Origin of the sequence: Arthrobacter alkaliphilus (assembly GCF_021483235.1) — a bacterium.
Taxonomy (GTDB): domain Bacteria; phylum Actinomycetota; class Actinomycetes; order Actinomycetales; family Micrococcaceae; genus Arthrobacter; species Arthrobacter alkaliphilus.
Window position 1 is genome coordinate 71804 of the sequence record NZ_JAKEEC010000013.1, and the last position, 26133, is coordinate 97936.

Sequence of the window (26133 nt, forward strand, 5' to 3'; positions counted from 1 at the left end):
ATCTGCCGTGCGGCGCCGTCAACACGGCGCCGCACGGCTTCGCCGGAACCCGGGAAGGCCCGGCGGGGTGCGAAGATTAACTGTGGCCAATCCTTCGTCGTTTGCAGCGCGGTCGTATCGGGACGATGCGGTAGTGCTGCGCACCCACAAGTTGGGCGAAGCGGACCGCATCATCACTTTGCTGACCAAGCACCATGGCCAAATCAGGGCCGTTGCCAAGGGCGTACGGCGGACCAGTAGCCGCTTTGGTGCCAGGCTGGAGCCGTTCATGGTGGCCGACCTGCAACTCGTTTCCGGCCGGACCCTGGACATTGTCACCCAGGCGGTTGCCAAGGGAGCCTACGGGAGCTCGATCGCTGCCGACTACTCGAGGTACACCGTCGCGGCCGCGATGACGGAAACGGCGGAGAAGCTGACCGACGCCGACGCCGATTCGGGAACCGCCCAATTCAACCTGCTTGTCGGGGCGCTGGCCGCGCTGAGCCGTTCCGACCACCCGCCGGAGCTCATCCTCGATTCCTACCTGCTCCGCGCTTTGGCGACCGGCGGCTGGGCGCCCAGTTTCACGGATTGCGCCCGCTGTGGCGCGAGCGGTCCGCACACGGCGTTTTCCGCCCCCTTGGGCGGGATGGTCTGCAACGACTGCCGCCCGCCCGGCTCGCCGTCGCCCGCCCCCGAGACGGTCGTTTTGCTGGGCGCGTTGCTGACGGGGGATTGGGCGACGGCGGACGTATCCGAGAGCCCGCATCGCAGGGAGGCCGCCGGATTGGTGGCGAGCTACCTGCAATGGCACCTTGAACGAGCATTGAAGTCCCTCAAACATGTGGAGCGAAGCTGAAAGTGGTACTGGGAAAAAAGAAGACGGCAACGGCGCGGACCACCCCGGTGAGGGACCCTTATCCGCATCCCTCGGGTGCGAGGCCGCCCGCGATCCCCGCGGAGCTGATACCGCAGCACGTGGCCATCGTCATGGACGGCAATGGCCGATGGGCCAACCAGCGGGGACTCCCGCGCATCGAGGGACACAAAGCAGGGGAGCCGGCCCTGTTGGACGTGATGGCAGGCGCGATCGAACTGGGCATCAAGTACGTCAGCGTCTACGCGTTCTCCACCGAAAACTGGCGCCGTTCCCCCGAAGAAGTGCGCTTCCTCATGGGATTTAACAAGGACGTGCTACGTCGCCAGCGGAACCAGCTTGACGATTGGGGCGTGCGGATCCGGTGGGCGGGGCGGCGGCCCAGGCTCTGGGGCTCCGTCATCAAGGAACTGGAAGAAGCCGAGGAGTACACGCGCGGCAACGACACGTGCACCTTGACCATGTGCGTCAACTACGGTGGCCGCGCCGAAATCGCCGATGCTGTAGCCGCAATTGCCCAGGATGTCGCTGACGGCCGCCTCAAGCCCGGCTCGGTCACCGAGAAGACCATCCAGAAATACCTCGATGAACCGGACCTGCCGGACGTGGACCTGTTCCTGCGAAGCTCCGGCGAGCAGCGGCTCTCGAACTTCCTCTTGTGGCAATCCGCCTATGCGGAATTCGTCTTCCTGGACACGCTCTGGCCCGACGTCGACCGCAGGACTTTGTGGGACGCCGTCGAGATCTACGCCAAGAGGGACCGCCGCTACGGGGGCGCGGTGGACGCTGCGGCTCCCCGCTGAACAAGGCGGCGCACAGGGCCAAACGTGCCGTGCAAACCGTTCAATCCGGATAGGAAGCCAGCCAGATCGCGACGTCGCGATAGGCCTGTTGCCGGACGGTACGCCTCGACAGGAAAATATCGTGGAGGGCGCCCGGGTAGCGGAAGACGGCCGTCCGGCGTCCGAGGCCCAACGCCCGGCGGGCCGTCTGCTCGACGTCGATCACGGCGTCGACGCGCATGAGCTCCGCCGTCCACTCGGCCTGGATCCGGGTGCGGCCGGAGAGAAGGACGAGCACTGGCGCATCGATATTGAGTTTGCGTTCGACGGCTGCGTGCCCGGCCAGGACGGCTTTGGTCCACCCCGCGCGGATCGGGAAGGAAGCCCGCGGCCGCCATTCCGGGTCGAGGGACCATTCGCCGTGGGCCAGATTGCTCACGCTCTCCCAGTAGGCCGGCATCTCAGGGAAACGGAAAGGACGTTTCGGGTCGGTGCGAGCGAAGGGTTCCACCAGGCGCATCGCCATGCTGCGGACCAGGCTGCTGCCTTGGAGCTCCAACCACGGCGAATTCAAGGTCAGCGTGGCAATGCGGCCGGGATTCCGGTCAGCCCACAGCGCCGCGATCAGGCCGCCCAGCGAATGGGCCAGAAGGTGGATCGTGGGGGCTTCCGCGTTACCCGTACGCTCGGCGATATCCCGCTGGATGGCAAGGAGCGCGGCGTCGAGGTCTTCGTCATAGACCGAAAGGTCGGTGGTGTAGCCGGGGGTCTGGCCGGGGCGCAGGCTCCGCCCGAACTTACGCAGGTCAAGCGCATAGAAGTGGAACCCCGAGGCGCCGAGAAACTCCGCCAATTCGGTCTGCATGAAGTAGTCAGCCCAGCCGTGAAGGTACAGGACCACCCTCGGTGGCCCTTCGGTGACTGGAATGTCGCGCCGGCGCCGGCGACGGGTAAATACGGTCAAAGCGTCGAGGAGTCCGTGGGGCGGCATTTGTGCCGCGAAAGGGCGGCCGTGCCGGATGAGGGTGGCGCAGACCGGGCCTTCAGTGTCCGGAAGGAGTTCGAGTTCCAGGGCCTCGAAACCGGCGCCAAGGAAGTCCTGCTGCCAGGCCGGCACCCCAAGGTCAGTGGTCATGGCGTTCCTCCGCTGGTCCACGCTCATGGCCGGCCGGAGGTGCCGTCCGTTGCCCGTTGGTGATGTACCCATGGATCCAGCGGGCGAGCCTGGCGTAGGCGTCGGCCCGCACGGGACCGGCGGACAGGAATACGTCGTGGAGGCCGCCATCCACACGTTCCAGGGTGACGGACCGGCCAAGGGTCATGGCGCGGACTGCCATGGTGTTGACGTCCAGGACGGCGTCCGAACGGCGCATGGACTCCCGCCAGACCATGCCGTTGGCGCTTGCGCCGGAAATCAAGACCAGGATCGGAATGTCTATTCGCAGTCCACGGGCAACCCTCGTGTGGCCGCTGAGGACCGCACTGAGCCAACCGGCCCGGACGGGGAAGGCCATCGGGGGGCGGTATTTGTCGTCGAGGACCCACTCGCCTTCGGCCGAACTGCTGATGCTGCGGTAGTAGAAGCCGCGTTCCGGCAAGCGCAAAATGGTCGTGGGCCGGAAGCGCGCGAGGGGCTTCACCATGGTCTGCGCGGCACGCCGCACCACAACACTCCCGTGCATTTCAAGCCATGGGCTGTTCAGGACCAGGTGTTGGACCGAACCCGGGTGGCTGCTCACCCACAGTGCTGCGATCAGGCCTCCGGTGGAATGGCCCATGAGGGTCAGCGGGCACGGCCCCTCTGAAGCGCGGATCATCTCGATGGCTTTGCTGATTTCGGCATCGTAGTCGTCCAGGTGTTCAACGTAACCGCCTGGCCTGTCCGCTTGCAGGCTGCGGCCATGGTTGTGCATGTCCAGCGCATAGAAACGGAAGCCCTGTCCCGTCCAGAACTCCGCCAGGGCGACGTTGAAGAAGTAGTCGCTCCACCCGTGCAGGAACAAGACCGATCGCTTGGCCGGAGTATCAGCGCCATCGGCGGCACCAGCACTATCAGCACCATCGGCGGCCTGGCGCGGCACATGCCGCACCAGCGTCGCGCGCCGGACAACCCCGTCGGGTCCGGCGGCCTCGAATGCGCAACTTTCGAAGTCCGCACCGAGGATATCGGTCTGCCACTCCATGGGAACAGCTTAGACACTCGCCGCGGCGTCACACCCGGCTGCACGCCCGGAGAACAGGCACCCGCCCAGGAACGTCCCTTCCAACGCCCGGTAGCCATGGATTCCCCCGCCGCCGAACCCGGCGGCCTCGCCCGCCGCATACAAGCCCGGGACAGGAGCACCGGAATCATTGAGAACGCGTGAACGGAGGTCGGTCTGAAGCCCACCCAGGCTCTTGCGCGTCAAGACAGAGAGCCGGACCGCCAGGAGCGGCCCGTGTGCCGGGTCGGTGAGCCGGTGCGGAGGGGCCACCCGCATGACCTTGTCCGTGGCGAAGCGCCGCGCCGCGCGGATCGCGGCCAGCTGCGGGTCCTTGCCCAGCCCGCTTGCCACCTGCAAGTCGCGATCGTGGATGAGGGACTCTAGCTGGACGGGATCAATCAACGCCGAACCCGTGAGCGCGTTCATTTTCGCAGCGAGCTCGGGGATCGTCGCGGCCTGCAGGAAGTCCACTCCCCGGTCCAGGAACAAGCGCAATGGAGAATCGCTGCCGGGGTGGAGCCTGGACGCAAGGAGCCTGATGTCCTTGTCAGTCAGGTCCGGGTTCTGTTCCGATCCTGACAGCGCGAACTCCTTCAGCGCGATGGTGCGGTTGCACACGAACCACGAATGGCCGTGTCCGCCTGCAAGGATATGGCGGAGGGCGCCCAGCGAATCGAAGCCGGGAAACAGCGGAGCGGGCAACTGGCGGCCTGTCGCGTCAATCCACAGCGAGGACGGACCCGGAAGTATGCGGATTCCGTGCGCAGGCCACACGGGGGAGTGGTTGTGGATGCCTTCCGGGTAGTGCCACATGCGGTCGCCATTGATGAGCCTGCCGCCGACGGCCGCAACGGCGGCCAGGAACTCGCCGTCGACGGATGCCGGAACACCGCTCAGCATATGCCCGGGGGCACTGCCTCCAGGCCACTGCCTGCGGACCAAGGTGTGGTTCCCGCCGATACCGCCGGTCGTCACGATGATCGCTCCGGCGGCCGCCTCAAAGTGTCCGACGACTGACCGGGGCGACGCTTCGCCGCGTCCGGCTTCTGAGGCCTCGAGAATCTCGCCGCCGACCCCGGCGACGCCGCCCGCCGTCGTCGTAATTTTCGTGGCCCGATGCCGGAAATGGAGGGATATCCGTCCATGGGCCACGCCTTCGTTCACTTTCGCCAGGAACGGCTGCACGACGCCGGGTCCGGTGCCCCACGTGACGTGGAACCGCGGGACCGTGTTGCCGTGCCCCTGGGGACCGTAGCCGCCGCGTTCGGCCCATTGCACCAATGGAAAGAGCCGCACGCCGAGGGATTTCAGCCAGCGGCGCTTCTCGCCGGCCGCAAAATCCACGTACGCCTCCGCCCAAAGCCGGGCCCACGAGTCTTCCGGCCGGTCAAACGCCGCGGACGCCAGCCAATCGCTCAAGGCGAGTTCGGCACTGTCCTTGACACCAAGCCTCCGCTGCTCGGGGGAGTTGACCAGGAACAAGCCACCGAAAGACCAATGCGCCTGGCCGCCGACGGACGCGGGCGGTTCCTGATCCAGGACGGCAACGCGCTTGCCGTCGGCGTAAGCCTGGGCAGCGGCAACCAGCCCCGATAGTCCCGCCCCAATGACGACGACATCGGCCTCAACGGTAGCGCTGGCGTGAACTCCATCACGTGGTTTGCTCGGCATTCGTACATGCTACCGTCCGGTAACCGCCCTGGTTTGGTGCGCTGCCCGTAAACCGGAAAACTAGGAGCATGCGCGTTTACCCCACATTCTTCAAGTTGGCCTTCTCCTGGATGGATGCCGAAAGGGCCCACAAGATCGGTTTCCAGGCAATCCGCTTCGCACACCGCTCCGGCGCCGGACGCGTTTTGGCCAAAATGACGGCCCCGCACCCTTCGCTGCGCACTGAGGCTTTCGGACTCACCTTCCCGTCGCCGTTTGGCCTTGCGGCCGGCTTCGACAAGGAAGGCCACGGAGTCGAGGCACTCGCTGAACTGGGATTCGGCCATATCGAAGTGGGCACCATCACCGGCCAGGCGCAGCCGGGCAACGAGAAACCGCGGCTTTTCCGCTTGATCGAGGACAAGGCCGTCATCAACCGCATGGGCTTCAACAACGACGGCGCGGCAGCCGTGGCACCGCGGCTCAAGGCCGCTCGGGCGGCACTGCAACGGAAGCATCCGGGGGTCCGTGCAGTGATCGGAGTCAACATCGGCAAGACCAAGGTCGTCGAGCTCGACGACGCGGTGGAGGACTATTTGGTCAGCGCCAGGAGCCTGGCGCCCGCCGCAGATTACCTCGTGGTCAATGTCAGCTCACCCAACACACCGGGTTTGCGCCTGCTCCAAAACGTCGAAACGCTACGCCCGCTCCTGCGCGCTGTCGGCGATGCTGCCGACGAGTCAGCCGGCCGCCACGTACCCCTGCTGGTCAAGATCGCACCGGACCTGAGCGACGAGGATATCGCCGACGTCGCCCGGCTCGCCCTGGACCTCAAGCTCGACGGGATCATTGCAACAAACACGACCATCGGCCGGGAGGGCCTGGTTTCCGATCCGGCCAAAGTAGCTGCGTGCGGCCCCGGCGGCCTCTCCGGCGCACCGCTCAAGGAGCGTTCGCTGGAAGTGCTGCGCCAGCTCAAGGCGGCCGTGGGGGAGGGCCTGGTGCTCATCTCGGTCGGCGGAGTGGAATCCGCGGCCGACGTCCAGGAGCGGCTCGACGCCGGAGCAACCCTCGTGCAGGGCTACACCGCGTTTCTTTACGAAGGTCCTTTCTGGGCCGCCGCTATCAACAAGGCCCTCGTGAAGGGTCGCCGCCAAGCTGTGAACCCATAGACATGGCCCCTCGCCCGGACCGCGAGGTACTGTCAACGAAAATGACCCTGGAACTCTGTTCCAGGGTCATTTTGATTCGTCGGACTCTTGTCCTTGGCGATCGGGCCGTCAGGCGGGGTACTGGCCCCGCTGGACCTGCGGCTTCGGCAGGCGGAGGCGGCGGAACTGCAAGGAACGCATGCTGCCGTACCAGACGGTGCCGCGCTCGACGTCGCCGAACTTCAGGGTGAGGCTCTTGCGCAACTTGCGGGAAAGGATGAACACATCCGCGAAGACCGCGAGGAACATAACCCAGAAGCCGATCAGGACATAGCTCAGCACGTCGCTTCCTGCAGGAATGATGAAGGAGATGACCACGAAGAGCAGGGCGCCGAACATCAGGTATTCGCCCAAGCTGAAACGTGCATCGACAAAGTCGCGCGCAAAACGCTTCTGGGGTCCCTTGTCCCGCAGGGGCAGGTATTTTTCATCCCCGGTGTCCAGGGCCTGCCGCATCTTCTGGCGCTGGTCCTGCACCGCGATCCGCTCCGCTTCCTTCGAGGCCTTCCGGTCCGTAGGGACGAGCGGCCGTTTGCGGGCTGCTTCCTGTTCCTTGCGCTTGGGCGTGGGAGCGCCCTTGCCGACGCCCTTCACGGCGGCTTCGGCGGCAAGCTGGTCTACTTGTTCTTGAGCGCTCGGCTCATCCTTTTTACGTCCAAACACCACTACAGAATACCCCGCACAAACCCCGCCAAACTCCCAGTGACGCGGCACCGCCGGGGCGGGCCCGCCACGCCGCCCGCTCCGGTTCCCCGGCACCACTCACGGAGGTAGTCTTTTCGCCATGACTTCAATGAATGCGGAGACCCCGCAGACCCATTCCGGCGGCTCCAGCACAATCAATGTTGATGCGCTCAAGTCCTCGATCGATGCTTCCTTCAGCGAGACGCTGGCCAATTTGAAGACCTTGGTCGCGATTCCGGGGATTGCGTGGCCCAGCTTCGACGCGGCGGAACTGGAGCGGAGTGCCGAGGCTGTCGCGGCGCTGGTCGGTGAGTCCGGCTTCCAGGACGTTCAGATCCTGCGGTGCGACAAGGCCGACGGGAACCCCGGGGGGCCTGCCATTGTTGCGCGCCGCCTTCCGGCGCCTGGGAAGCCAACCATCCTGCTCTACGCGCATCACGATGTGCAACCGCCCGGCGACGTGACGCTGTGGGATACCGCGCCTTTCGTCGCCGAGGAACGGGATGGCCGCCTCTATGGCCGTGGCGCGGCGGACGACAAAGCGGGAATCATGGCCCACCTTGCCTCCTACGCAGCGGTGACCCAGGTACTGGGAGACGACTTTGGCCTTGGGGTCACCTTGTTCTTCGAAGGTGAAGAAGAAGCGGGCTCGCCGACGTTCCGGACTTTCCTCGAAACCCACCGCGAGCTCCTCGAAGCGGATGTCATCGTCGTGGCGGATTCAAGCAACTGGAAAGTCGGCGTTCCTGCGTTGACAACCAGTCTCCGCGGACTCGTCGACGGCACCTTCGAGGTGCGGGTCCTGGATCATGCCGTTCACTCGGGCATGTTCGGCGGCCCCGTTCTGGATGCCCCGACCCTTCTGTCCCGGCTCATTGCGACCCTGCACGACGACGACGGCGACGTTGCGATCGAGGGCCTGGCAGCCAAGGACGACGTAGTCGAAGACGTGGACGAGGAACAGTACCGCGCCGACGCCTCCGTGCTCGACGGCGTGCGGCTCGCCGGCAGCGGCAGCATCGCCTCGCGGCTTTGGACCAAGCCCGCGTTGTCCATCATCGGAATCGACGCGCCCGCCGTCGACGTCGCATCCAACACGCTGCTCCCTGCCGCGCGGGCAAAGTTCAGCCTGCGACTGGCCCCTGGGCAGGATCCCGACGCCGCCATGGATGCTGTCAGAAGGCATGTGGAAGCGAACGCACCCTTCGGTGCGAAGGTGACGTTCGTGCCGGGGGAGCGGGGCAACGCGTTCGCCACGGACACAACGTCGGCGGCAGCCCGGATCGCCATGTGGGCACTCGGTGAAGCGTGGGGCGTGCCCGCCGTCGAAATGGGCATCGGCGGTTCCATACCGTTCATCGCGGACCTGACCGAGACGTACCCCGACGTCCAGATCCTGGTCACTGGTGTCGAGGACCCGGATTCACGTGCCCACAGCGCCAACGAATCCCTTCACATCGGCGATTTCCGGAACGCGGTTCTCGCCGAGGCGCTGATGCTGGCCCGCTTGAACGCCGAAGGCCTCTGATCCGCCCGCCTGCGTCGGCGGGGAACAACGCAAGGGTCCGGGCGGTTACGTTAGAAGTTATAGCTATGCGCCGGCTGGACGTAGCATGTAGCTATAACCCGCACGTATTTGGGTAAGGGCCGGCAGCGCGAAGGCGCAGCCGCCAAGAGCTTCATAAGAAGGTAGGCCAATGAGCACTGCAACGAACGAAAACAGCACCGGAGCGCAGCTCGCGGGCGGCGAGCTTCCTGAGCACGAGGTCATGCTGACCGACGTCGCCGCAGGTAAAGTCCGCAGCCTTCTCGAACAAGAAGGCCGCACGGACCTGCGGCTCCGCGTCGCTGTCCAGCCGGGCGGCTGCTCGGGCCTGATCTACCAGCTTTACTTCGACGAGCGCCTTCTCGACGGCGACGCCGTGCGCGATTATGACGGCGTCGAAGTGGTTGTCGACAAGATGAGTGTGCCTTACTTGAGCGGTGCAAGCATCGATTTCGAGGACACGATCTCGAAGCAGGGCTTCACCATCGACAACCCCAACGCCGGCGGGTCTTGCGCCTGCGGCGATTCGTTCCACTAACCCGGGCATTCGCAGGCTGTTGGCCCAGTTCAGGAACAGGTTGAACCCGGTTCGACGCACTGGGCCAGCATGTCGGCGAAAACCGCTCCGTAGCGGTAAGCTCTACATCGGGTAGTAAAACTTTAGTGTGCCCGGTGGGCTTCCGGCCGGCCGGGCTGCAGCAACAAGAGGAAGGGCCGTCTGTGAGTTCGCAGAACCGAACCGGCAGCCGACGCATAAAGATCACCTCGATCACTGGCTTGGCACTAGCCGGCGCGTTGGTTTTGACCGGATGTTCACCAGAGGTAGGAAAAGGCTGGTTGCCCACGGAACGTGGCACCACCAGCAACACCGATCGGATCATGGACCTCTGGGTCAACTCATGGATCGCCGCCCTCGCCGTCGGCATTATTACTTGGGGCCTTCTGGTCTGGTGCATCATCGCCTACCGTCGGCGCAAGGGCACCGTCGGCTTCCCGAAGCAGCTCAGCTACAACCTCCCCTTGGAGGTCTTTTATTTGACCATTCCGCTGTTCATGGTGCTGGTGTTCTTCTACTTCACCGATCAGGACCAGCGGGCCATTGATGACCGCTCGCAGGCTGCCGACGTCACCATTGACGTACGCGGCAAGCAGTGGGCATGGGACTTCAACTACGTGAAGGGCTCGGTCATCACCGAAGACGTTCACGAGGCCGGCGTCCAGGCGCACCTCACGGGCAACAGCGTGGACAAGGACAAGCTCCCCACCTTGTACCTGCCGGTCAACAAGTCCGTTGACCTGGAATTGAACTCGCGCGACGTCATCCACTCTTTCTGGGTACCCGCCTTCCTTCAGAAGCGCGACATGATCCCCGGCAAGACCAACTACATAAGGTTGACCCCCACCAAGGAGGGCACCTATGACGGCAAATGCGCCGAACTTTGCGGTGAATACCACTCAGAGATGCTGTTCCGCGTGAAGGTTGTTTCCGAGGCTGAATTCCAGGCTCACATGGACCAGCTTCGCCAGAGCGGCAACACCGGTCTTCTCGATTCGAAGTACGACCGCAACCCGAACAAGAACGCAAAGAACTAAGGGACGCGACGTGGCTACTTACACACAATCAGCCGGGGTCCTTGACGCTCCGGTAGTACCGAAGTCCAAGGGACGCATCGTCGTCAACTGGATCACCTCCACCGACCACAAGACCATCGGGTACATGTACCTGATCGCGTCCTTCGTGTTCTTCTGCCTTGGCGGCGTCATGGCGCTGCTGATCCGTGCCGAACTCTTCGAACCCGGCATGCAGATCCTGCAGACCAAGGAACAGTACAACCAGCTCTTCACGATGCACGGCACCGTGATGCTGCTGATGTTCGCGACGCCGCTCTTCGCAGGCTTCGCGAACGTCATCATGCCGCTCCAGATCGGCGCCCCCGATGTCGCCTTCCCGCGCTTGAACGCGCTGGCTTTCTGGTTCTTCCTCTTCGGCTCCACCATCGCGGTATCCGGCTTCATCACCCCGCAGGGTGCTGCCTCCTTCGGCTGGTTCGCCTACGCGCCTTTGTCGGACACGACCTTCACGCCCGGCGTCGGCGGCGACCTCTGGGTCTTCGGACTGGCGTTGTCCGGTTTCGGAACCATTCTGGGCGCCGTGAACTTCATTACCACCATCATCTGCATGCGCGCTCCGGGCATGACGATGTGGCGCATGCCGATCTTCACCTGGAACACCCTGGTCACGGCAATCCTGGTTCTCATGGCCTTCCCGCCGCTCGCAGCCGCGCTCTTCGCGCTCGGTGCCGACCGCCGCTTCGGCGCGCACATCTTCGACCCGGAAAATGGCGGAGCTCTCCTGTGGCAGCACCTGTTCTGGTTCTTCGGCCACCCCGAGGTCTACATCATTGCGCTGCCGTTCTTCGGCATCGTGTCCGAAATCTTCCCGGTATTCAGCCGCAAACCGATCTTCGGCTACAAGGGCCTGGTCTACGCGACCATCGCCATCGCAGCGCTGTCGGTGACCGTTTGGGCGCACCACATGTACGTCACGGGATCGGTGCTGCTGCCGTTCTTCGCCTTCATGACGATGCTGATCGCAGTTCCCACCGGCGTGAAGTTCTTCAACTGGATCGGAACCCTGTGGCAGGGCTCGATCACCTTCGAGACGCCCATGCTCTGGAGCATCGGCTTCCTGGTGACCTTCCTCTTCGGCGGCCTGACCGGCATCATCCTGGCCTCCCCGCCGCTTGACTTCCACGTCTCGGACTCTTACTTCGTCGTAGCGCACTTCCACTACGTCGTGTTCGGAACCGTCGTGTTCGCCATGTTCGCAGGCTTCTATTTCTGGTGGCCCAAGTGGACCGGCAAGATGCTCAACGAGCGCCTCGGCAAGATCCACTTCTGGCTCCTGTTCCTGGGCTTCCACGGCACGTTCCTGATCCAGCACTGGCTCGGCGTCGAGGGCATGCCCCGCCGCTACGCGGACTACATGCCGCAGGACGGCTTCACCTGGATGAACCAGTTCTCCACCATTTCGTCCTTCGTGCTCGGCGCCTCGCTCCTGCCCTTCTTCTGGAACGTCTACATCACGTGGCGGAGCAACAAGACGGTGGAAGTGGACGATCCTTGGGGCTTCGGCGCTTCGCTCGAGTGGGCCACGTCCTGCCCGCCGCCGCGTCACAACTTCACCTCATTGCCCCGTATCCGTTCCGAACGTCCTGCCTTGGACCTGCACCACCCGGAACTCGCCCAGCACTACACCGCCCGCCCCAATCCGGCAGGACACGTGCTCGGCAACGCTGACCAGAAGGACGCCAAGTGAAAATCGAATCATGGATTTTTGGAGCCGGGACCTTCTTCTTCGTCCCCGTCGCGCTGATCTACGGCTGGCTTAACCACTGGTCGGAATGGGTCGGCACCCTGGGCATCCTCCTCGTCGGTGGCCTGGCTGGGATGATCGGCGGCTACCTCGGCTTCACCGGCAAGCGGGTCGGAATGCGCCCGGAAGACCGTCCGGATGCTGAGATCCACGAGGGCGCCGGCGAGCAGGGGCACTTCAGCCCCTGGAGCTGGTGGCCTCTGGTCCTCGGGCTGGCTTGCGCCGGCGGCTTCCTTGGCTTGGCCGTAGGTTTCTGGATTACGTTTGTCGCCGCTGGCCTGGCCCTCGTGGCCTTGGTCGGGTGGGTTTTCGAATACAGCCGTGGAGACCACGCGCACTAGAAGCTCGGATACAACGACGGCGGGCCCTACCACTTGGTGGGGCCCGCCGTCGTCGTATCCTCTGTGCCTCTGTGGGCGCCGTTGCTGTGGCGCCTAAGCGCCGCAGGCCCGCTCACTGGCCCTCTGCGGCCTCCAGGACGGCCGAAAGAGCAGCCAACGCATCATTGACCTCATCAAGCGTCCGGCCGGCTTGAAGCGCCTCTGCGGAGACGGAGAGAACCACCTCGCACCCATGGCCGAAATCCTCCGTCATGACCTCTAGCAAAGACCGCGCGTCCACCGCTTGCTCGCCGGGCTTGCGTATCGTCACCGGAAGGCCTGTGGCAGTGACAGCCCGCACGAACACGGCAGCGGCCCGTGCATGGAGGCCGATCTCTGCAGCGACGATGGCTTTGTGCTCGGGCAAACCGGCTCCTTTGACTCGTACGGCCAGATGCCGACTGCAATTTTGATCCCTACAAGTTTACGCTGCGGCACGGCGCCGTTGCTCTCGATGCCGGGCTGGTCTAGACCTGCGGGTGGATTGACCTACGCTTATTCCATGACACTTTTCGTGGCCGGAGACCGCCGTGCCCGCTGAGGCATCCCGCATCGCGGGGGAGATCGACCGCAAGAGCGGCACTCCCATCTACGTTCAATTGCGCGAGATTCTGCGCACCTATATCTCGGAGGGCTGCAAGCCCGGTGCGGCGTTGCCGTCGGAGCGGGACCTTTCCGAACGATTCGGGCTTGCCAGGATGACGGTCCGGCAGGCGATCGATGCCCTTGTCGGCGAGGAAGTCATTGAACGCGTGGTTGGCTTGGGAACGTTCGTCCGCAAGCCAAAGCTGGACCTCCAGGTGAAGCTCACGTCCTACAGCGAGGAAATGCAACGCCGTGGCATGGTGCCGGCAGCAAAGGTCCTGAGCTTTGAGCAAATCGCGGCCAGCGCTTTCCTTGCAAGGGAACTCCAGCTCGATGAAGGGACACCACTGGTCCGCTTCCGGCGTCTCCTCCTCGCGGACAATGAGCCTATGAGCGTGGATGAGAACTTCATCCCGGCCCATCGCGTGCCAGGCCTCTTGGACGATGCACCCCCAACCTCCCTTTACAACGTGCTGAGCGAGAAGTACGGCTTGGTGATGGAGTGGGGCGAGGACATGATCGAAGCGACTGCAGCTTCGCCCTCAACGGCGCGGCTATTGAACGTGGATGTAGGTACTCCGTTGCTCAAGATCCAGCGCCACGCCTTCGTTGCGCGTGCCATGGTGGACTACTCTGTGTCCTACTACCGTGCCGACCGCTACAAGTTGTGGGTCCCGTTGCAGCGTCCGGGCGTCCGGTCCACTCGAAGCCAATCCACCGGGTACCGCACGCACTAGGGGAGAGCAACGGCGGGCGCGGCGTAAAAGACCAGGGGAGTCGCTGGCAGGGCGCACAGTGCACGATTGCTCGCATTACAGAAGAAGGCCCCGTCCACATGGACGAGGCCTTCTTCGCACTATCTGCGGGAGCTAGTGGCTGAGGCTCTTCTGCTCCTCGACGGACTCAATGGCCTCATGGTGGCCATGTCCGTGAGCGGCTTCAAGCTCCGCCGGTGTTGCCGGAGCAACGCGGTCTTCGAAGAACCACCTGGACAATGCCGCACGGCGCTTCTCCTTCCGCGTGACCACCCCGTGCTCATTCGGCTGGGCCGGCAACGGCGAAGGCGATTCGAAGCCCACAAGCTTGTAGTGCTTGTAATCGTCGAGCGGTGCGTGTACCTCGATGAACTCACCATGCGGCAGGCGTACGATGCGGCCCGTTTCACGGCCGTGCAGGGCAATTTCGCGGTCCTTGCGCTGCAGTGCGAGCGCCACACGCTTCGTCACCATGAACGCAATGATCGGGCCGAGGAAGAACAGCGTGCGCAGCCAGTACGTAACGTCGTTCAGGGCAACGTGGAAGTGCGTTGCGATGAGGTCGGAGCCGGCAGCGGCCCACATGACGCAGTACCAGGTAAATCCTGCGACACCAATGGCGGTACGCGTAGGTGCGTTACGCGGACGGTCAAGAACGTGGTGCTCACGGTCGTCCTTCGTGATCCACCGTTCAATCCACGGGTACGTGAATAGCACCGTGAAAATGATGCCTGCCGGTACCAAAGCGGGCAACAGTACGTTCAGGGTCAGCACGTGGCCGAAGATGATGTACTCGAAGTGGAAGTCGTTGACCACACCGGGCATGAGTCGAAGGGCGCCATCGACGAAGCCGATGTACCAGTCAGGCTGGGTGCCTGCCGACACGGGGGAGGGGTCGTACGGCCCGTAGTTCCAGATCGGGTTGATGGTGAACATCGCGGCCATGAGCGCGACGACACCGAACACGATGAAGAAGAAGCCACCGGCCTTTGCAGCGTAGACCGGTCCGAGGGGGTAACCAACGACGTTGCCGTCGTTGCGGCCCGGACCGGGGTACTGCGTGTGCTTGTGCACAACCACCATGAAGAGGTGGATGACAATCATCAGCAGGATCATGGCCGGGACGAGCAGGATGTGCAGCACGTACAGGCGTCCAATGATGGCGGTTCCGGGGAACTCACCCCCGAAGAGGAAGAACGAGATGTACGTTCCGATGACCGGGATGGACTTGATGACGCCGTCGATGATCCGGAGGCCGTTGCCCGAGAGCAGGTCATCCGGAAGCGAGTATCCCGTGAAGCCTTCAGCCATCGCCAGGATGAGCAGGACGCCGCCCACCACCCAGTTCATCTCACGCGGCTTGCGGAAAGCTCCCGTGAAGAAGACGCGGAGCATGTGCACACCGAGCGATGCCACGAACAGCAGAGCTGACCAGTGGTGTACCTGCCGGAAGAACAAGCCACCGCGGATGTCGAAGGAAATGTTCAGCGACGAGTTGTACGCGACGGACATTTCGACGTTGGACAGCGGGGTGTAGGAACCCGTGTAGTGCGTCTCCGCCATGGACGGGTCGAAGAAGAACGTCAGGAAGGTGCCCGACATCAGGAGGATGACGAAGGAATACAGCGCCACCTCACCGAACATGAAGGACCAGTGGTCGGGGAAGACCTTCCGGCCGAAGTCACGCAGGATTCCGGATCCGCCGACGCGCTCGTCAACGAAGTTCGTGATCCGGCCAACCTTGGTTTTGGGTACGAAGGGGACTTCAGCTGTTGATGAGGCGCTCATGCTCGTCACGCTCCCAGTAACTCGGTCCTACAGGTTCTTTGAAATCGCTCGTGGCTACGAGGTAGCCCTCAGCATCCACCGAGATGGGCAGCTGGGGGAGCGGACGGCTGGCGGGGCCGAAGATAACCTTGCATTCCTTGGTGAGGTCGAAGGTCGACTGGTGGCACGGGCACAGCAGGTGGTGCGTCTGCTGCTCGTAAAGGGCAACGGGGCAACCAACGTGGGTGCAGATCTTGGAGTAGGCAACGATTCCGTTGTAGCTCCAGGTTTCGCGTCCCTTGGAGATCGTCAAGTCGTCAGGGTTGAGGCGCATCAGCAAAACAACGGCCTTGGCCTTCGCGTTGAGCTTGCCTTCCTTGAGCTCGTTGAGGCCTTCCGGGATGACGTGGAATGCGGAACCGATAGTGACGTCCGATGCCTTGATCGGAGTTCCGTCGGGGTCGCGGGTGAGGCGCTTGAGCTTGCCGTCCTGGGGCGCCCACATGGTGTGCGCGAGCTTGTCGTCGGGCCGGGGACCAAGGTCGCCGAACACGGCCAAAGCCGGCAGGGGAGCCAGGGCCACAGCACCAAGCAGGGTGTTGCGGATCAGCGGGCGACGCTTGATGCCGGTTTCCTCGACGATGTCCTCGACGATTCGCACGGCTGCCTGCCGGTCTTCCTCTGTGCGGATGGCGTGGCGCTCTTCCGAGACCTCGTGGTCCGGCATGAGGGCCTTGGCCCAGTGAACGACGCCGGTGCCGATGCCGAGCATCGCAAATGCGGTGCCAAGGCCAAGCAACAGGTTTTGGGTGCGGATCGTTGCGATCGTCGAGTCTTGCCCAAGATCGATGGCAAAGTACGACACCAGGAAGATCACCGTGCCGATGACGGAGATGCCAAACAGTATGGCCACCTGTCGTTCGGCTCGTTTAGCGGCTCTCGGGTCCGTGTCAGCCGGGCGCAAACGGTGCGGAGGAAGCCCAGGATCCTGGAACTTCTCCACAACATTCTGACCAGCCGTAGCTACGGTGCCCGAGTGGTTCGGACTGCCGTCACTATGGTTGCCCATAATTCGCCTCATCCTTCTCTCGTTGTCCCGGTGGTGACCGGGTTGATGTTCAATTCAAACTGCTGTGGGGACAGCAGAAGTTTTTCGTGGTGCGCTGGCCTAGGACGTGCGCGACGTCAGCCAGATGGTGAAGGCGATGATGACGCCGAGGCCCGCGACCCAGACGAAGAGACCTTCGGATACCGGACCCAGGCCGCCGAGGTCGTTTCCGCCAGGCGAACCATTGGTTTCGATCTTCTTCAGGAACGTGATGATGTCGCGCTTGCCTTCGGGGGAGATGTTGGCGTCGTTGAAGACGGGCATGTTCTGCGGACCAGTGGCCATGGCTTCATAGATGTGCTGACCGGAGACGCCGGCCAGGGCCGGAGCGAACTTTCCACGCGTCAAAGCACCGCCCGCGGCCGCAGCGTTGTGGCACATCGCACAGTTCACGCGGAAGAGTTCGCCACCCTTGGCGGCGTCTCCCTTTTCGTCGAGGAGCGATGCGTCGGGAATGGACGGGCCGGCGCCGAGCGAAGCGACGTAGGCCGCCAGCTGCCGGGTCTGCTGCTCGTTGAACTGCTGCGGCTTTTCCTGGGCCTGGGGTCCGTTCATCTGCATGGGCATACGGCCGGTGCCAACCTGGAAGTCAACCGCTGCGGCACCCACGCCGACCAGCGAGGGGCCGTCCTTGGTTCCGCTGGCGCCCATGCCGTGGCAGGTGGCGCAGTTGGCGGCGAACAGCTTGCCGCCCTCCTGGGCGTCGCTTGAGCTGAAGGTAGTGGTGTCTGCCTTCGCCTGGTTGACCGTTGTGGCAACGGCGTAGAGCCCACCAGTGACGAGGAGTCCCATCAGCAGCAGCGCAATGGCTGCCAGTGGATGACGTCGCTTCTGCGAAAGTGCCTTCACGTGGTGGTTCCTTTATTCGATCCTGCGTCGGCTCCGCGAGCCGCTTCTTTAAAATTCAGCCTCTTGTGCAACAAGAGAGGGTACCGGGCTACTTCAGTACGTAGATGACCAGGAAGAGGCCGATCCACACAACATCCACGAAGTGCCAGTAGTACGAGGTGACAATTGCCGAGGTCGCTTCAAAGTGTCCGAACTTCTTGGCGGCGTAGGCACGGCCAATGATGAACAGGAAGGCAATGAGGCCGCCGATGACGTGGAGGCCGTGGAAGCCGGTTGTCATGTAGAACGCGGAACCGTAGGCGTTGGCCGAGAGCGTTACGTGCTCGGAGACAAGCATTGCGTATTCGGTGGTCTGCCCGGCAACGAAGAAGGAGCCCATGATGAACGTCAGGAGGAACCATTCGTTCATGCCCCAGCGGGTGAACTGCAGCACACCGCCTCGACGGCGCGGTTCAAGCCGCTCAGCGGCGAAGACGCCCATCTGGCAGGTGAAGGAACTCGACACGAGGACGATCGTGTTTACAAGCGCAAACGGGAAGTTGAGCTTGCCGGTTTCTTCCGCCCACAAGGCGCCCGACGTGGAGCGCAGCGTGAAGTACATGGCGAAGAGACCGGCGAAGAACATCAACTCACTGGACAGCCACACAACGGTTCCAACGGAAACCAAATTGGGGCGATTCAGCGTCGGGTGCGCCGGGGTACTGGGGGCATGGGTCGCAGATGTCACAAGGACATTATGTCTGTAAAAGTCTGGACTTCCCAATGCAAACCGCCATTTCGGGAGACTTTTTCTACAAACACGCGAATTCGCGCGGAAAAGTTCCCGGCGTCCTTAGCATTGGTCACGGAGCAGGGTGGATCGCTAGCATCAAGTGGTGACTTCACAGGCATCTGCAGAGCAGGCAAGCAACTCGTGGCCCGGACTCATCTCCGCATTGATCGACGGGCATGACCTCTCCGTCGGGAACACGGCATGGGCCATGAACACGATCATGTCCGGGGAAGCCGCCCCCGCCCAGATCGCCGGTTTCCTGGTTGCCCTGCGCGCCAAAGGGGAAACGGTGGATGAAGTCACCGGACTGGTCGAGGCGATGCTCTCCAACGCCAGGCCCGTGAGCATTCCGGGCGAAAAACTTGACATCGTGGGCACTGGCGGCGATCGCCTCAACACCGTGAACATTTCGACGATGGCTGCGCTCGTGGCCGCCGGTGCCGGAGCACGCGTGGTCAAGCACGGGAACCGGGCGGCCTCGTCGTCGTCGGGATCCGCCGACGTCCTGGAGGCGCTGGGCGTGAGGCTCGACTTGCCGATCGAGCGCGTGGCCCGGAACGCCGAGGAGGCGGGGATCACCTTCTGTTTCGCCCAAGTGTTCCACCCGTCATTCCGCCACACCGGCGCGGTGCGGGCGGAGCTCGGTATTCCGACGGCGTTCAACTTCCTGGGGCCGATGACCAACCCGGCCCACGTCCAGGCGTCGGCCGTGGGTGTTGCCAACGCCCCAATGGCCCCGCTGATCGCCGGGGTCCTGGCGCGGCGCGGAAGCCGCGGATTGGTGTTCCGCGGGGAAGACGGCCTCGATGAACTCACCACCACGGGACCATCCACGGTCTGGGAAATCAGGAACGGTCACGTCGCCGAGCAACGGTTCTCGCCGGCGGATCTGGGCATACCCGCGGCAACCGTCGCCGATCTTCGAGGCGGCAACGCCGAGGCGAATGCCGCCGTCGTGCGTGAAGTGCTTGACGGGAAGCCGGGCCCGGTCCGGGACGCCGTGCTGCTCAATGCCGCCGCAGGCCTGGTCGCCTTCGACACCGCAGCCGATGGACCGTTCCTTGACAGGATGAAGTCGGCCTGGCGGCGGGCGGCGGAATCCATTGATTCCGGAGCGGCCATCCGGGTCCTCGACACGTGGGTCGGACTTACCCGGCGATAGGCAACGCCCCAGGGATTCAGTCCCTCACTGTTCGAAGCCGAGAGAAAACGCGGCGTCCAGGTCATGCTGCGAGTACGCCCGGAAGGCGATATGCGTGGTGGTGTGAACCACCGCGGGCACCTTGGAGAGTTTGTCGGCGATGACGTCCGCCAACTCCTCGTGCTTTGCCACGCGTGCCACAGCGATCAGGTCCCATTCCCCAGTCACGGAGTAGACCTCGCTGATCCCTTCGATCGCGGAGATTTCCTCGGCCGTCTCCGGGATGCGTGAAGCGTCGGTCTTGATCAGGACAAAAGCGGTGATCACGGGGGGCGGCCTTTCCGAAGTGCAGCAGTGGACGTAGCAAGCCTAGTCCATGGCGGTGCTTAAGACCGGCGGCTACGACGACGGACGCGCGCCACGAGGCTGATCACGGCGCGGTAGCCGAGCAGGAGGATCGCCAAGCTGATCAAGGCGACAATGACAAACGCGAGCACCACTGTCTGTCCGGTGGCCGCACGCAAGAGCATGCCCCCGGCCACGGTACGATCCATACGCCCACGCCGCTAGGCCAGATTCGCAAAGGTGCCCGCCAGGCCCGCACGGCGAGCCAGCCGATCGCGGCACCGGCAAGAAACGGCCAGGCCGTAGAAAAAACCCCGGTCAGCACGTCGGCGCGCTGGTGTGCGTCGCGGCCAATTGCAGCGAAGACAAGAACCAGCAAGGCGTCGGCCACGCCGGCGACAAGGGCGGTGCGGGGCAGGGAGGGTTTCGCAGGAGGCATGGAAACGACACTATCCCGCACCGCCTCCGAACTCGAACCCAAGGTTCGGCCCCGGCCGCGTACCGTTGAGCGCGGCACGCCGCCGGCCGCCGTCGGGCAAGCAAAAATTTGCCTGTAGATGGCCCCGGCGGGCGCTGTTAGCATGACGAAAAGGCGGCCGATCGTGCCGCCCCCGAACACCGAGGAGCAACGTCATGACCACGAACCTCAACCCCTACATCAGCTTTCGGGACAACGCCAAGGAGGCCATGGCCTTCTACCAGTCAGTCTTTGGCGGCGAGCTGACCCAGAGTACCTTCGCAGAGTTCCACGCGAGCGAAGACCCCGCCGAAGGCGACAAGATCATGCACTCGGCGCTCAAAACCGCCAACGGTTTGCTGCTCATGGCCGCAGATACCCCCAACAGCATGGCCTACAACCCGGGGAACAACATCTCGGTGTCGCTCAGCGGCGACGACGAAGCCGAACTTCGAGGCTATTGGGACGGACTGGTCGACGGCGGGACGGTCACCGTGCCGATGGAGAAGGCGCCGTGGGGGGACATCTTCGGAATGCTGACCGATAAGTTCGGTATCGCCTGGCTGGTCAACGTGTCGGGGGAGCAGCCTCAATAATTCACCAAACAGAAGCGCCCTCCACCACGCAATGCGGAATAGAGGGCGCTTGTGTCTTGTGGGGCTATCCGCCCGGGTTGGTCACCTGGCAGGTCTGGTCTTGGGCGGTCTGGGCAACCACGTCGTTCGGCTTCGGAGCCGGAAGGGTCGGCTTCGTGCCCGTGGCGAAGTCCTGTCCGGCGTAGAGCTGGACTCCCTGGACACTGGCGACCTGCTGCACGCTCGTTGCCGGCAACCCGAACATGGCTGCTACGTCCGCCGCAACGTCGGCAAAGCCCGCACCGTAGTAGACCATGGTCTGCGGCCGGGAGTCGGCTTGGATTCTGGCCACCTTCGTGAAGCCCCCGGCGGAGAGAAGCGTTCCGATCTCCTGGCTTCGGCCGGTAACGCCCGTTCCGTTTGCAACGGTGATCGGTTGAAGGGCCTTGTCGTATCCGGCTTTCGAGGGTGCCGTGGATGGGGCAGGGGACGCCGCGGCGCTTGGGGCGGGCTGGCTGAGGTCAGCGCTCTTGGTCAGGGCACTAAAGAAGTTGCTCGCAGCCGGTTGGTCGAGGTCGAGCCGGTTGGGATCGGAGGCTGCCGGAACATTGGGAACAGTGATGAAGTTGACCTTCGCCGGATCAATGTTCTTGAGCCTTCCCGAGATGGTCAACAGGGCCGGCACCGAGGCGAGTCCGTCGTCGACGGTGAGGTTCTTCGTCACGGTATCTGCGATGGTCAGCATCTTCTGGGGGTTGCTGAGCGTTCCGTCAGCTTTGAGCTTTCGCACGAGGGAGCCGAGGAACGATTGCTGCGCCTTGATGCGTCCGAGGTCTCCGCCGTCGGTGAATGCATGGCGCGTTCGCAGGAACGCCAGTGCCTGGTCACCTTCCACCTGCGAAGTGCCCTTGGGCAAATGCAGTCCGGAGTCAGGGTCGTTGACTGCGGTGCTGACACAGACGTCGACGCCGCCGACGGCCTTGGAAAGTTCGGTCACCGCGTTGAAGTCGGCCATCATGAAGTGGTCGATCTCCAAACCCGTCACTTTGTTGACAGTGTCAACAGCGCAACCGATGCCAGCCTCGGCCATAGCGCTGTTGATCATCGCATTTTGCCGTGCAGGGTAGTGTTTGCCCGTTTTGTTGTCCGTACAAGCCGGCACATCGACCAACAAGTCGCGCGGGAAGCTGATCACGTTGACATGGTTGTTGTCAGCGGAGATGTCCAGCAACATCATGACGTCCGATTGGCCGTAGCCGTCGGATTGGTCAGTGGTGCCGAACTGCCCGTTCTTTCCGCTCCTGGTATCGGTTCCCAGGACGAGGATCTGGAGACGGTCCTTGCTGTCGTCTACCGGCCCTTCCGTCCTGAGTCCACCCGCGCCGAGTGCGGACGTTGAGATGTTGGACTGAAGGCGCCATACCCAATACCCTCCAAACGCGATGACTGCGATCAGCAAGACAGCTACTGCAGCGCTGGTGATTTTGAACCAGCGGGGCGCGCGGCGAAAGCTGAACCGCCGGCTGCGGGCAGCCAGCTTTCCCTGTCCCGGGTAGGCGACAGGGGGCGACTGACCCGGCTCCGGGCTGGGTGCATCGTGGCGAGTGACCAAAAGAGAACTACCTCTCCAGGGGAAATACGGACTGCCCTATTGTAGCCGGGGGGTCTGGGAAGGTTCGGTGAGGCCCGCGGCGATCCTCGCGGTACTCGGCCTGGGGACCGCGGTTTCGGCAAACAGCTAGGGTTCCGGCAAAGAGCTAAGAGGGCATGCCGGCGACGTTTGCGTCACCCCTTCTGTTCATCGCGGTCCTTCTCCCATTCGGCCATGAGCCCGGGAAGCCGGGCGTCCAGGAACCGATAAAAGCTTGCCATTTCCTCCAGCCGGAGGGCGGCCGTGGACGTTTGGTCGCCAATCGCGTTGCTTGCTGAGTCGGCGAGGTCCGCGAGTGCACGGTAAACCGGACGTTCCTGGGCGAAGGATGCCAGCCAGGCATTGGGCGGAACTTCATAGCGGTCCCTCCTGCTACCCGGCCGCGACACCCTCCGCACGATGGCCAACGATTGCAGATAGCGGACCGCGCCCGAGATCGCTGCAGCGCTCACGCCGAGCACGTCACCCAGTTCGAGTGCCGTCAAGCCGCCGTCTTCGGCGACCGTCAGTGCCATGAGGACGCGGGCAGGCATCTTGGGCATACCGGCGGCGGTAAGGATGGCGGCCGATTGCTCGGCCGCCTCGCGAACTGCGTGCTCGTCTCTCGCCATTTATTGCATACCTTCCTCGGCCCGCGGTGCCGGGCATTCTTCGGCGTTACGCCGTGTTCAATTCACGCCGCGTCATGGTCGCTGTCGCCGCGAGGGCAACCACCACCGCGATGCACAGCATCCATATGCCTCCGCTCCAGTCCGTGGAAGTGCCGATAGGTACGGGGGAGTGGGTGAATGGTGACAGGTTGCGGAGCCACTCCGGCATGCCCACGAGGCCACCGAACAGCCCGAAAACGGTGCCGAGGCCCAGCAAGGTCCAACCCAGGCCGACAGTCCACGCGGGCAGCGCGACGAACACGAGTGCCAGGGCGCTCAGGTATAGCAAAGCCGCCGGCAGTTGCGCGGTGGCCGCCGCGAAGGAATCGCCAACGCGCGCGGACGTATCGCCGACGGCCAGTGCACTGAGCGCCGACGCCACCGCGCCACTGAGAAGCACCAGTACGATCGACGCAGTGCCCACCGTGAAGTACCCGACCAGCCACCGGACTCTTGATACCCGGGTGGCGAGCACCTGCTCTGCTGTTCCGGAAACCTCTTCCTGGCGCATCCTGATGATGACTTGTGTTGCGCAAGCCGCCGCAAGAACGCCGACCATCACGAAGATCGCCGAGATAAAGAGCTGGACGAGCGAGCCTTTGCCTCCCGGGATGAGGCTCGCCATGACCTTCTCCACGGTGGGGTCGGCCGTTGCAGCACCGGAGACCGCATTTGCAAGGGTGCCCGTGAGCAGCCCTCCGAGCGCGCCACCCACGCACCAACCCACCACTGTTGGCCACTGCAGTCTCCACGCGAGAGCCAAGGAGGTGGAGAGCGTGCTGCGGGCATCAACGCGGCCGAGGCGGCCGCTCAGCAAGCTGGCACCGCTGTCGCGTTGCCCTTGAAGCACGAATACCAGCGCGAGAAGTGCAGCCGTGAGCGCCAGGTTCAGTAGCAGGGGAGTGAGGTTGTTGGCGTCAAAGGCGAGGGTTTGCTGGCCCCAACCGATGGGCGAGACCCAGCTCCACCATGCCGGCGTCATGTTGAGATGGTCGGCTGCGGGGGTGGCGAGGGCGTCGCCGATGCCACGGATGACATATGCGCCTGTGACTGCCGCCGCAGCCACGCCGTTTGCGCCGCGGGACGTCCGCATGAGTTGGGCGGCGAACAGTCCCACTGCGAGGAAGGTGAGTCCGACGGCGGCCGTCGCGCAGCCGGCGATGAACGATCCCTTCGGGTCCAAGCCGCCGGCAATGAAGGCGAGCGCCACGAAGGTCCCGATAGCCACGTTGACGAGCGCGCCGTAGATGATCGTGGCCACTGAGGGCAAGGTACGGCCTGCCGGTGTTGCGGCAAGGAGTTCGGCCCTTCCGGACTCCTCCTCGGCACGCGAATGCCGCACTGCCAGGAAAGTATTCATCAGGCCGGCGAGCACCGCGATGAACGTGAAGATTTCGAAGAAGACGAATTGATCGAGCCCGCCGCCCTCGGGTGTTCCCCGAAGCATCAGGATGCTCGGGTTGGCGACAGCAAGCTGGAGGATACTGGCGCGCCCCGCAGGGTCCCCGTACGTCTTTTCAACCGCGGACACGGAGAACAGCGCCAGGAGGGCGATGCCGAAAATCCAGATCACCAGCTGCAGGCGGTCGCGCCGCAGTCGTTGAAGGAGCAAGGTGGCCAAAGTGCTCATCGCAAGCTCGCCTCCTGAGCTGCCTCCCGACGTCGGGCCTTGCGTGAGGCGTGCGGCACGAGGGACGCTTCAGCCGGGTTGAGCTCATCCCCATAGTGCCGCAGGAACAGTTCTTCGAGCGACGGCGGGGCGATACGAAGGCCTTTGACGTTCAGTTCCGTCAGCACGGGCAGGAGGGACGTAATCTTGTCGCTGTCCACCGTGAAGCGGGCGCGGCCGTTGTCCAGGGCTACGTCGTGTATGGACGGAATGCGGGCAATGTCCGCATCCGTCAGCCCGTTCCTGGCGAACGACACCTCGGTCCGGGTCAGGTGGCGCAGTTCGGCAAGCGTTCCGGATTCCACCATCTTGCCGGCGCGGATGATGGTCACCCGGTCGCAGAGTTGCTCTACCTCGGACAGGATGTGGCTGGAAAGCAGCACGGTGCTTCCTTCAGAGGCCAACCGCCTGATCTCCTGGTTGAAGACGCCTTCCATGAGCGGATCGAGTCCGCTGGTGGGCTCGTCGAGGATGTACAGGTCGGCGGGCGAGGCAAATGCGGTGATCAGTGCCACTTTCTGGCGGTTGCCCTTCGAATAGGACCGGCCTTTCTTGGACGGGTCCAGCTGAAACGCTTCGATCAGCCGGGCCTTGCGTTCGGTGTACGCCTTCTTGTCGTTGGTGCCGCCGCGCAGGCGGCTGAGAAGGTCAATCGCCTCGCCGCCGGAGAGGTTTGGCCACAAGCTGACATCGCCGGGGACATACGCAATACGCTTGTGCAGCTCCACCGCGTCCGTCCACGGATTCTGGCCGAAGACCGTTGCGCTTCCGCCGTCGGCCCGGGCAAGACCAAGCAACACCCGGATGGTGGTGGACTTGCCCGCCCCGTTCGGGCCAAGGAATCCATGCACCTCCCCGGCGTCGACAGATAGCTCGAGTCCGTCGAGTGCACGAACCCGTCCGTAGTGTTTCTCAAGGCCGTGGGCCTCAATCACTGTGTTCATACTTCGAACGCTACGCTCGATTCACAAATTTGTGAATGTTCTTAACGGGATCTTAATGGCGGTCGCTTCTCAGGGGGAGTGCACCGAGGTCCGCGGCGACGACTGAGTGCTCCCGGGTCCGGCACTCGCTCTCCGCGTCCCAATTCGGGTGTTCAGTACTCGTGCCCGGGCAGTGG

The 26133-nt window shown here is 63.6% G+C and carries 25 protein-coding genes and 1 pseudogene; 11 read left to right on the top strand and 15 right to left on the bottom strand.

Features of this window, described 5'->3' with window-relative positions:
• Positions 1 to 82 precede the first annotated feature (82 nt).
• Together recO and L0B83_RS10965 are read left to right on the top strand one after the other, a co-directional pair.
• The gene (gene recO, locus L0B83_RS10960) at positions 83 to 838 is read left to right on the top strand and encodes a DNA repair protein RecO (protein WP_234758481.1); all 756 of its coding nucleotides are present in this window, start codon (positions 83 to 85) and stop codon (positions 836 to 838) included.
• Positions 839 to 840: 2 nt separating this feature from the next.
• A complete protein-coding gene (locus L0B83_RS10965) occupies positions 841 to 1659 on the top strand; it encodes an isoprenyl transferase (RefSeq protein WP_234758444.1) in 819 nt (272 codons plus the stop codon).
• A 40-nt stretch (positions 1660 to 1699) separates the two neighbouring features.
• Here L0B83_RS10965 and L0B83_RS10970 read toward each other — a convergent pair whose 3' ends face one another.
• The 3 genes from L0B83_RS10970 to L0B83_RS10980 are packed head-to-tail and all read right to left on the bottom strand — an operon-like array spanning position 1700 to position 5513.
• Positions 1700 to 2773 carry an alpha/beta hydrolase gene (locus L0B83_RS10970; RefSeq protein WP_234758445.1) on the bottom strand — a complete coding sequence of 358 codons (1074 nt, stop codon included), beginning with the start codon at positions 2771 to 2773 and terminating at the stop codon, positions 1700 to 1702.
• Positions 2763 to 3821: an alpha/beta hydrolase gene (locus tag L0B83_RS10975; RefSeq protein ID WP_234758446.1), complete on the bottom strand. Its 1059-nt coding sequence runs from the start codon at positions 3819 to 3821 to the stop codon at positions 2763 to 2765. The genes L0B83_RS10970 and L0B83_RS10975 overlap by 11 nt, the downstream gene beginning before the upstream one ends.
• A 9-nt stretch (positions 3822 to 3830) precedes the next feature.
• Positions 3831 to 5513: an FAD-binding dehydrogenase gene (locus L0B83_RS10980; protein WP_234758447.1), complete on the bottom strand. Its 1683-nt coding sequence runs from the start codon at positions 5511 to 5513 to the stop codon at positions 3831 to 3833.
• 68 nt (positions 5514 to 5581) lie between these two features.
• On the opposite strand from L0B83_RS10980, the gene L0B83_RS10985 reads away from it, so the two are divergent.
• Positions 5582 to 6664, top strand: a complete 1083-nt coding sequence (locus L0B83_RS10985) for a quinone-dependent dihydroorotate dehydrogenase (protein ID WP_234758448.1) — start codon at positions 5582 to 5584, stop codon at positions 6662 to 6664.
• A 108-nt stretch (positions 6665 to 6772) separates the two neighbouring features.
• Here L0B83_RS10985 and L0B83_RS10990 read toward each other — a convergent pair whose 3' ends face one another.
• Positions 6773 to 7366, bottom strand: a complete 594-nt coding sequence (locus L0B83_RS10990; protein WP_234758449.1) for a DUF3043 domain-containing protein — start codon at positions 7364 to 7366, stop codon at positions 6773 to 6775.
• A 121-nt stretch (positions 7367 to 7487) separates the two neighbouring features.
• Between L0B83_RS10990 and L0B83_RS10995 the strand changes: the two genes are divergently transcribed.
• From L0B83_RS10995 to L0B83_RS11015, 5 genes are all read left to right on the top strand, one after another.
• Positions 7488 to 8915, top strand: a complete 1428-nt coding sequence (locus tag L0B83_RS10995) for a dipeptidase (protein ID WP_234758450.1) — start codon at positions 7488 to 7490, stop codon at positions 8913 to 8915.
• 169 nt (positions 8916 to 9084) lie between these two features.
• A complete protein-coding gene (locus L0B83_RS11000; RefSeq protein ID WP_234758451.1) occupies positions 9085 to 9471 on the top strand; it encodes a HesB/IscA family protein in 387 nt (128 codons plus the stop codon).
• A 182-nt stretch (positions 9472 to 9653) separates the two neighbouring features.
• Positions 9654 to 10526: an aa3-type cytochrome oxidase subunit II gene (ctaC, locus tag L0B83_RS11005; protein ID WP_234758452.1), complete on the top strand. Its 873-nt coding sequence runs from the start codon at positions 9654 to 9656 to the stop codon at positions 10524 to 10526.
• A gap of 10 nt (positions 10527 to 10536) precedes the next feature.
• The gene (gene ctaD, locus L0B83_RS11010; protein WP_234758453.1) at positions 10537 to 12252 is read left to right on the top strand and encodes an aa3-type cytochrome oxidase subunit I; all 1716 of its coding nucleotides are present in this window, start codon (positions 10537 to 10539) and stop codon (positions 12250 to 12252) included.
• Positions 12249 to 12650, top strand: coding sequence for a cytochrome c oxidase subunit 4 (locus tag L0B83_RS11015; RefSeq protein WP_234758454.1), 402 nt, complete (start codon positions 12249 to 12251; stop codon positions 12648 to 12650). The genes ctaD and L0B83_RS11015 overlap by 4 nt, the downstream gene beginning before the upstream one ends.
• 112 nt (positions 12651 to 12762) lie before the next feature.
• Here the strand turns inward: L0B83_RS11015 and L0B83_RS11020 are convergent, their stop codons facing one another.
• A complete protein-coding gene (locus L0B83_RS11020) occupies positions 12763 to 13056 on the bottom strand; it encodes an HPr family phosphocarrier protein (protein ID WP_234758455.1) in 294 nt (97 codons plus the stop codon).
• 163 nt (positions 13057 to 13219) lie between these two features.
• Between L0B83_RS11020 and L0B83_RS11025 the strand changes: the two genes are divergently transcribed.
• On the top strand, positions 13220 to 14011 hold the full coding sequence (locus L0B83_RS11025) for a GntR family transcriptional regulator (RefSeq protein ID WP_234758456.1): 792 nt from the start codon (positions 13220 to 13222) through the stop codon (positions 14009 to 14011).
• Positions 14012 to 14143: 132 nt separating this feature from the next.
• On the opposite strand, the gene qcrB is transcribed toward L0B83_RS11025, so the two are convergent.
• From qcrB to ctaE, 4 genes are all read right to left on the bottom strand, one after another.
• Positions 14144 to 15817 carry a cytochrome bc1 complex cytochrome b subunit gene (qcrB, locus tag L0B83_RS11030; RefSeq protein ID WP_234758457.1) on the bottom strand — a complete coding sequence of 558 codons (1674 nt, stop codon included), beginning with the start codon at positions 15815 to 15817 and terminating at the stop codon, positions 14144 to 14146.
• Positions 15795 to 16865 carry a cytochrome bc1 complex Rieske iron-sulfur subunit gene (gene qcrA / locus L0B83_RS11035; RefSeq protein ID WP_234758458.1) on the bottom strand — a complete coding sequence of 357 codons (1071 nt, stop codon included), beginning with the start codon at positions 16863 to 16865 and terminating at the stop codon, positions 15795 to 15797. The genes qcrB and qcrA overlap by 23 nt, the downstream gene beginning before the upstream one ends.
• Before the next feature lie 99 nt (positions 16866 to 16964).
• Positions 16965 to 17753, bottom strand: coding sequence for a cytochrome bc1 complex diheme cytochrome c subunit (qcrC, locus tag L0B83_RS11040; RefSeq protein WP_234758459.1), 789 nt, complete (start codon positions 17751 to 17753; stop codon positions 16965 to 16967).
• Positions 17754 to 17841: 88 nt separating this feature from the next.
• Positions 17842 to 18480 (bottom strand): aa3-type cytochrome oxidase subunit III, encoded by a 639-nt coding sequence (gene ctaE, locus L0B83_RS11045; RefSeq protein WP_234758460.1) that lies wholly within the window; start codon positions 18478 to 18480, stop codon positions 17842 to 17844.
• A 148-nt stretch (positions 18481 to 18628) separates the two neighbouring features.
• Between ctaE and trpD the strand changes: the two genes are divergently transcribed.
• Positions 18629 to 19687, top strand: a complete 1059-nt coding sequence (gene trpD / locus L0B83_RS11050; RefSeq protein ID WP_234758461.1) for an anthranilate phosphoribosyltransferase — start codon at positions 18629 to 18631, stop codon at positions 19685 to 19687.
• 24 nt (positions 19688 to 19711) lie between these two features.
• Here trpD and L0B83_RS11055 read toward each other — a convergent pair whose 3' ends face one another.
• Together L0B83_RS11055 and L0B83_RS19990 are read right to left on the bottom strand one after the other, a co-directional pair.
• Entirely contained in the window at positions 19712 to 19993 is a 282-nt protein-coding gene (locus L0B83_RS11055) for an Lrp/AsnC family transcriptional regulator (RefSeq protein ID WP_234758462.1), read from the bottom strand.
• Positions 19994 to 20052: 59 nt separating this feature from the next.
• Positions 20053 to 20594: pseudogene (locus L0B83_RS19990) on the bottom strand (DUF3054 domain-containing protein).
• Positions 20595 to 20644: 50 nt separating this feature from the next.
• On the opposite strand from L0B83_RS19990, the gene L0B83_RS11065 reads away from it, so the two are divergent.
• Positions 20645 to 21064, top strand: coding sequence for a VOC family protein (locus tag L0B83_RS11065; RefSeq protein WP_234758463.1), 420 nt, complete (start codon positions 20645 to 20647; stop codon positions 21062 to 21064).
• 64 nt (positions 21065 to 21128) lie between these two features.
• Here L0B83_RS11065 and L0B83_RS11070 read toward each other — a convergent pair whose 3' ends face one another.
• From L0B83_RS11070 to L0B83_RS11085, 4 genes are all read right to left on the bottom strand, one after another.
• Positions 21129 to 22655 (bottom strand): LCP family protein, encoded by a 1527-nt coding sequence (locus tag L0B83_RS11070; protein ID WP_372461187.1) that lies wholly within the window; start codon positions 22653 to 22655, stop codon positions 21129 to 21131.
• A 173-nt stretch (positions 22656 to 22828) separates the two neighbouring features.
• A complete protein-coding gene (locus L0B83_RS11075) occupies positions 22829 to 23305 on the bottom strand; it encodes a GbsR/MarR family transcriptional regulator (RefSeq protein ID WP_234758464.1) in 477 nt (158 codons plus the stop codon).
• Between the two features lie 46 nt (positions 23306 to 23351).
• On the bottom strand, positions 23352 to 24974 hold the full coding sequence (locus tag L0B83_RS11080) for an ABC transporter permease (protein WP_234758465.1): 1623 nt from the start codon (positions 24972 to 24974) through the stop codon (positions 23352 to 23354).
• Positions 24971 to 25957 (bottom strand): ABC transporter ATP-binding protein, encoded by a 987-nt coding sequence (locus L0B83_RS11085; protein WP_234758466.1) that lies wholly within the window; start codon positions 25955 to 25957, stop codon positions 24971 to 24973. Before L0B83_RS11085 ends, L0B83_RS11080 begins: the two co-directional genes overlap by 4 nt.
• Positions 25958 to 26133: the final 176 nt, after the last annotated feature.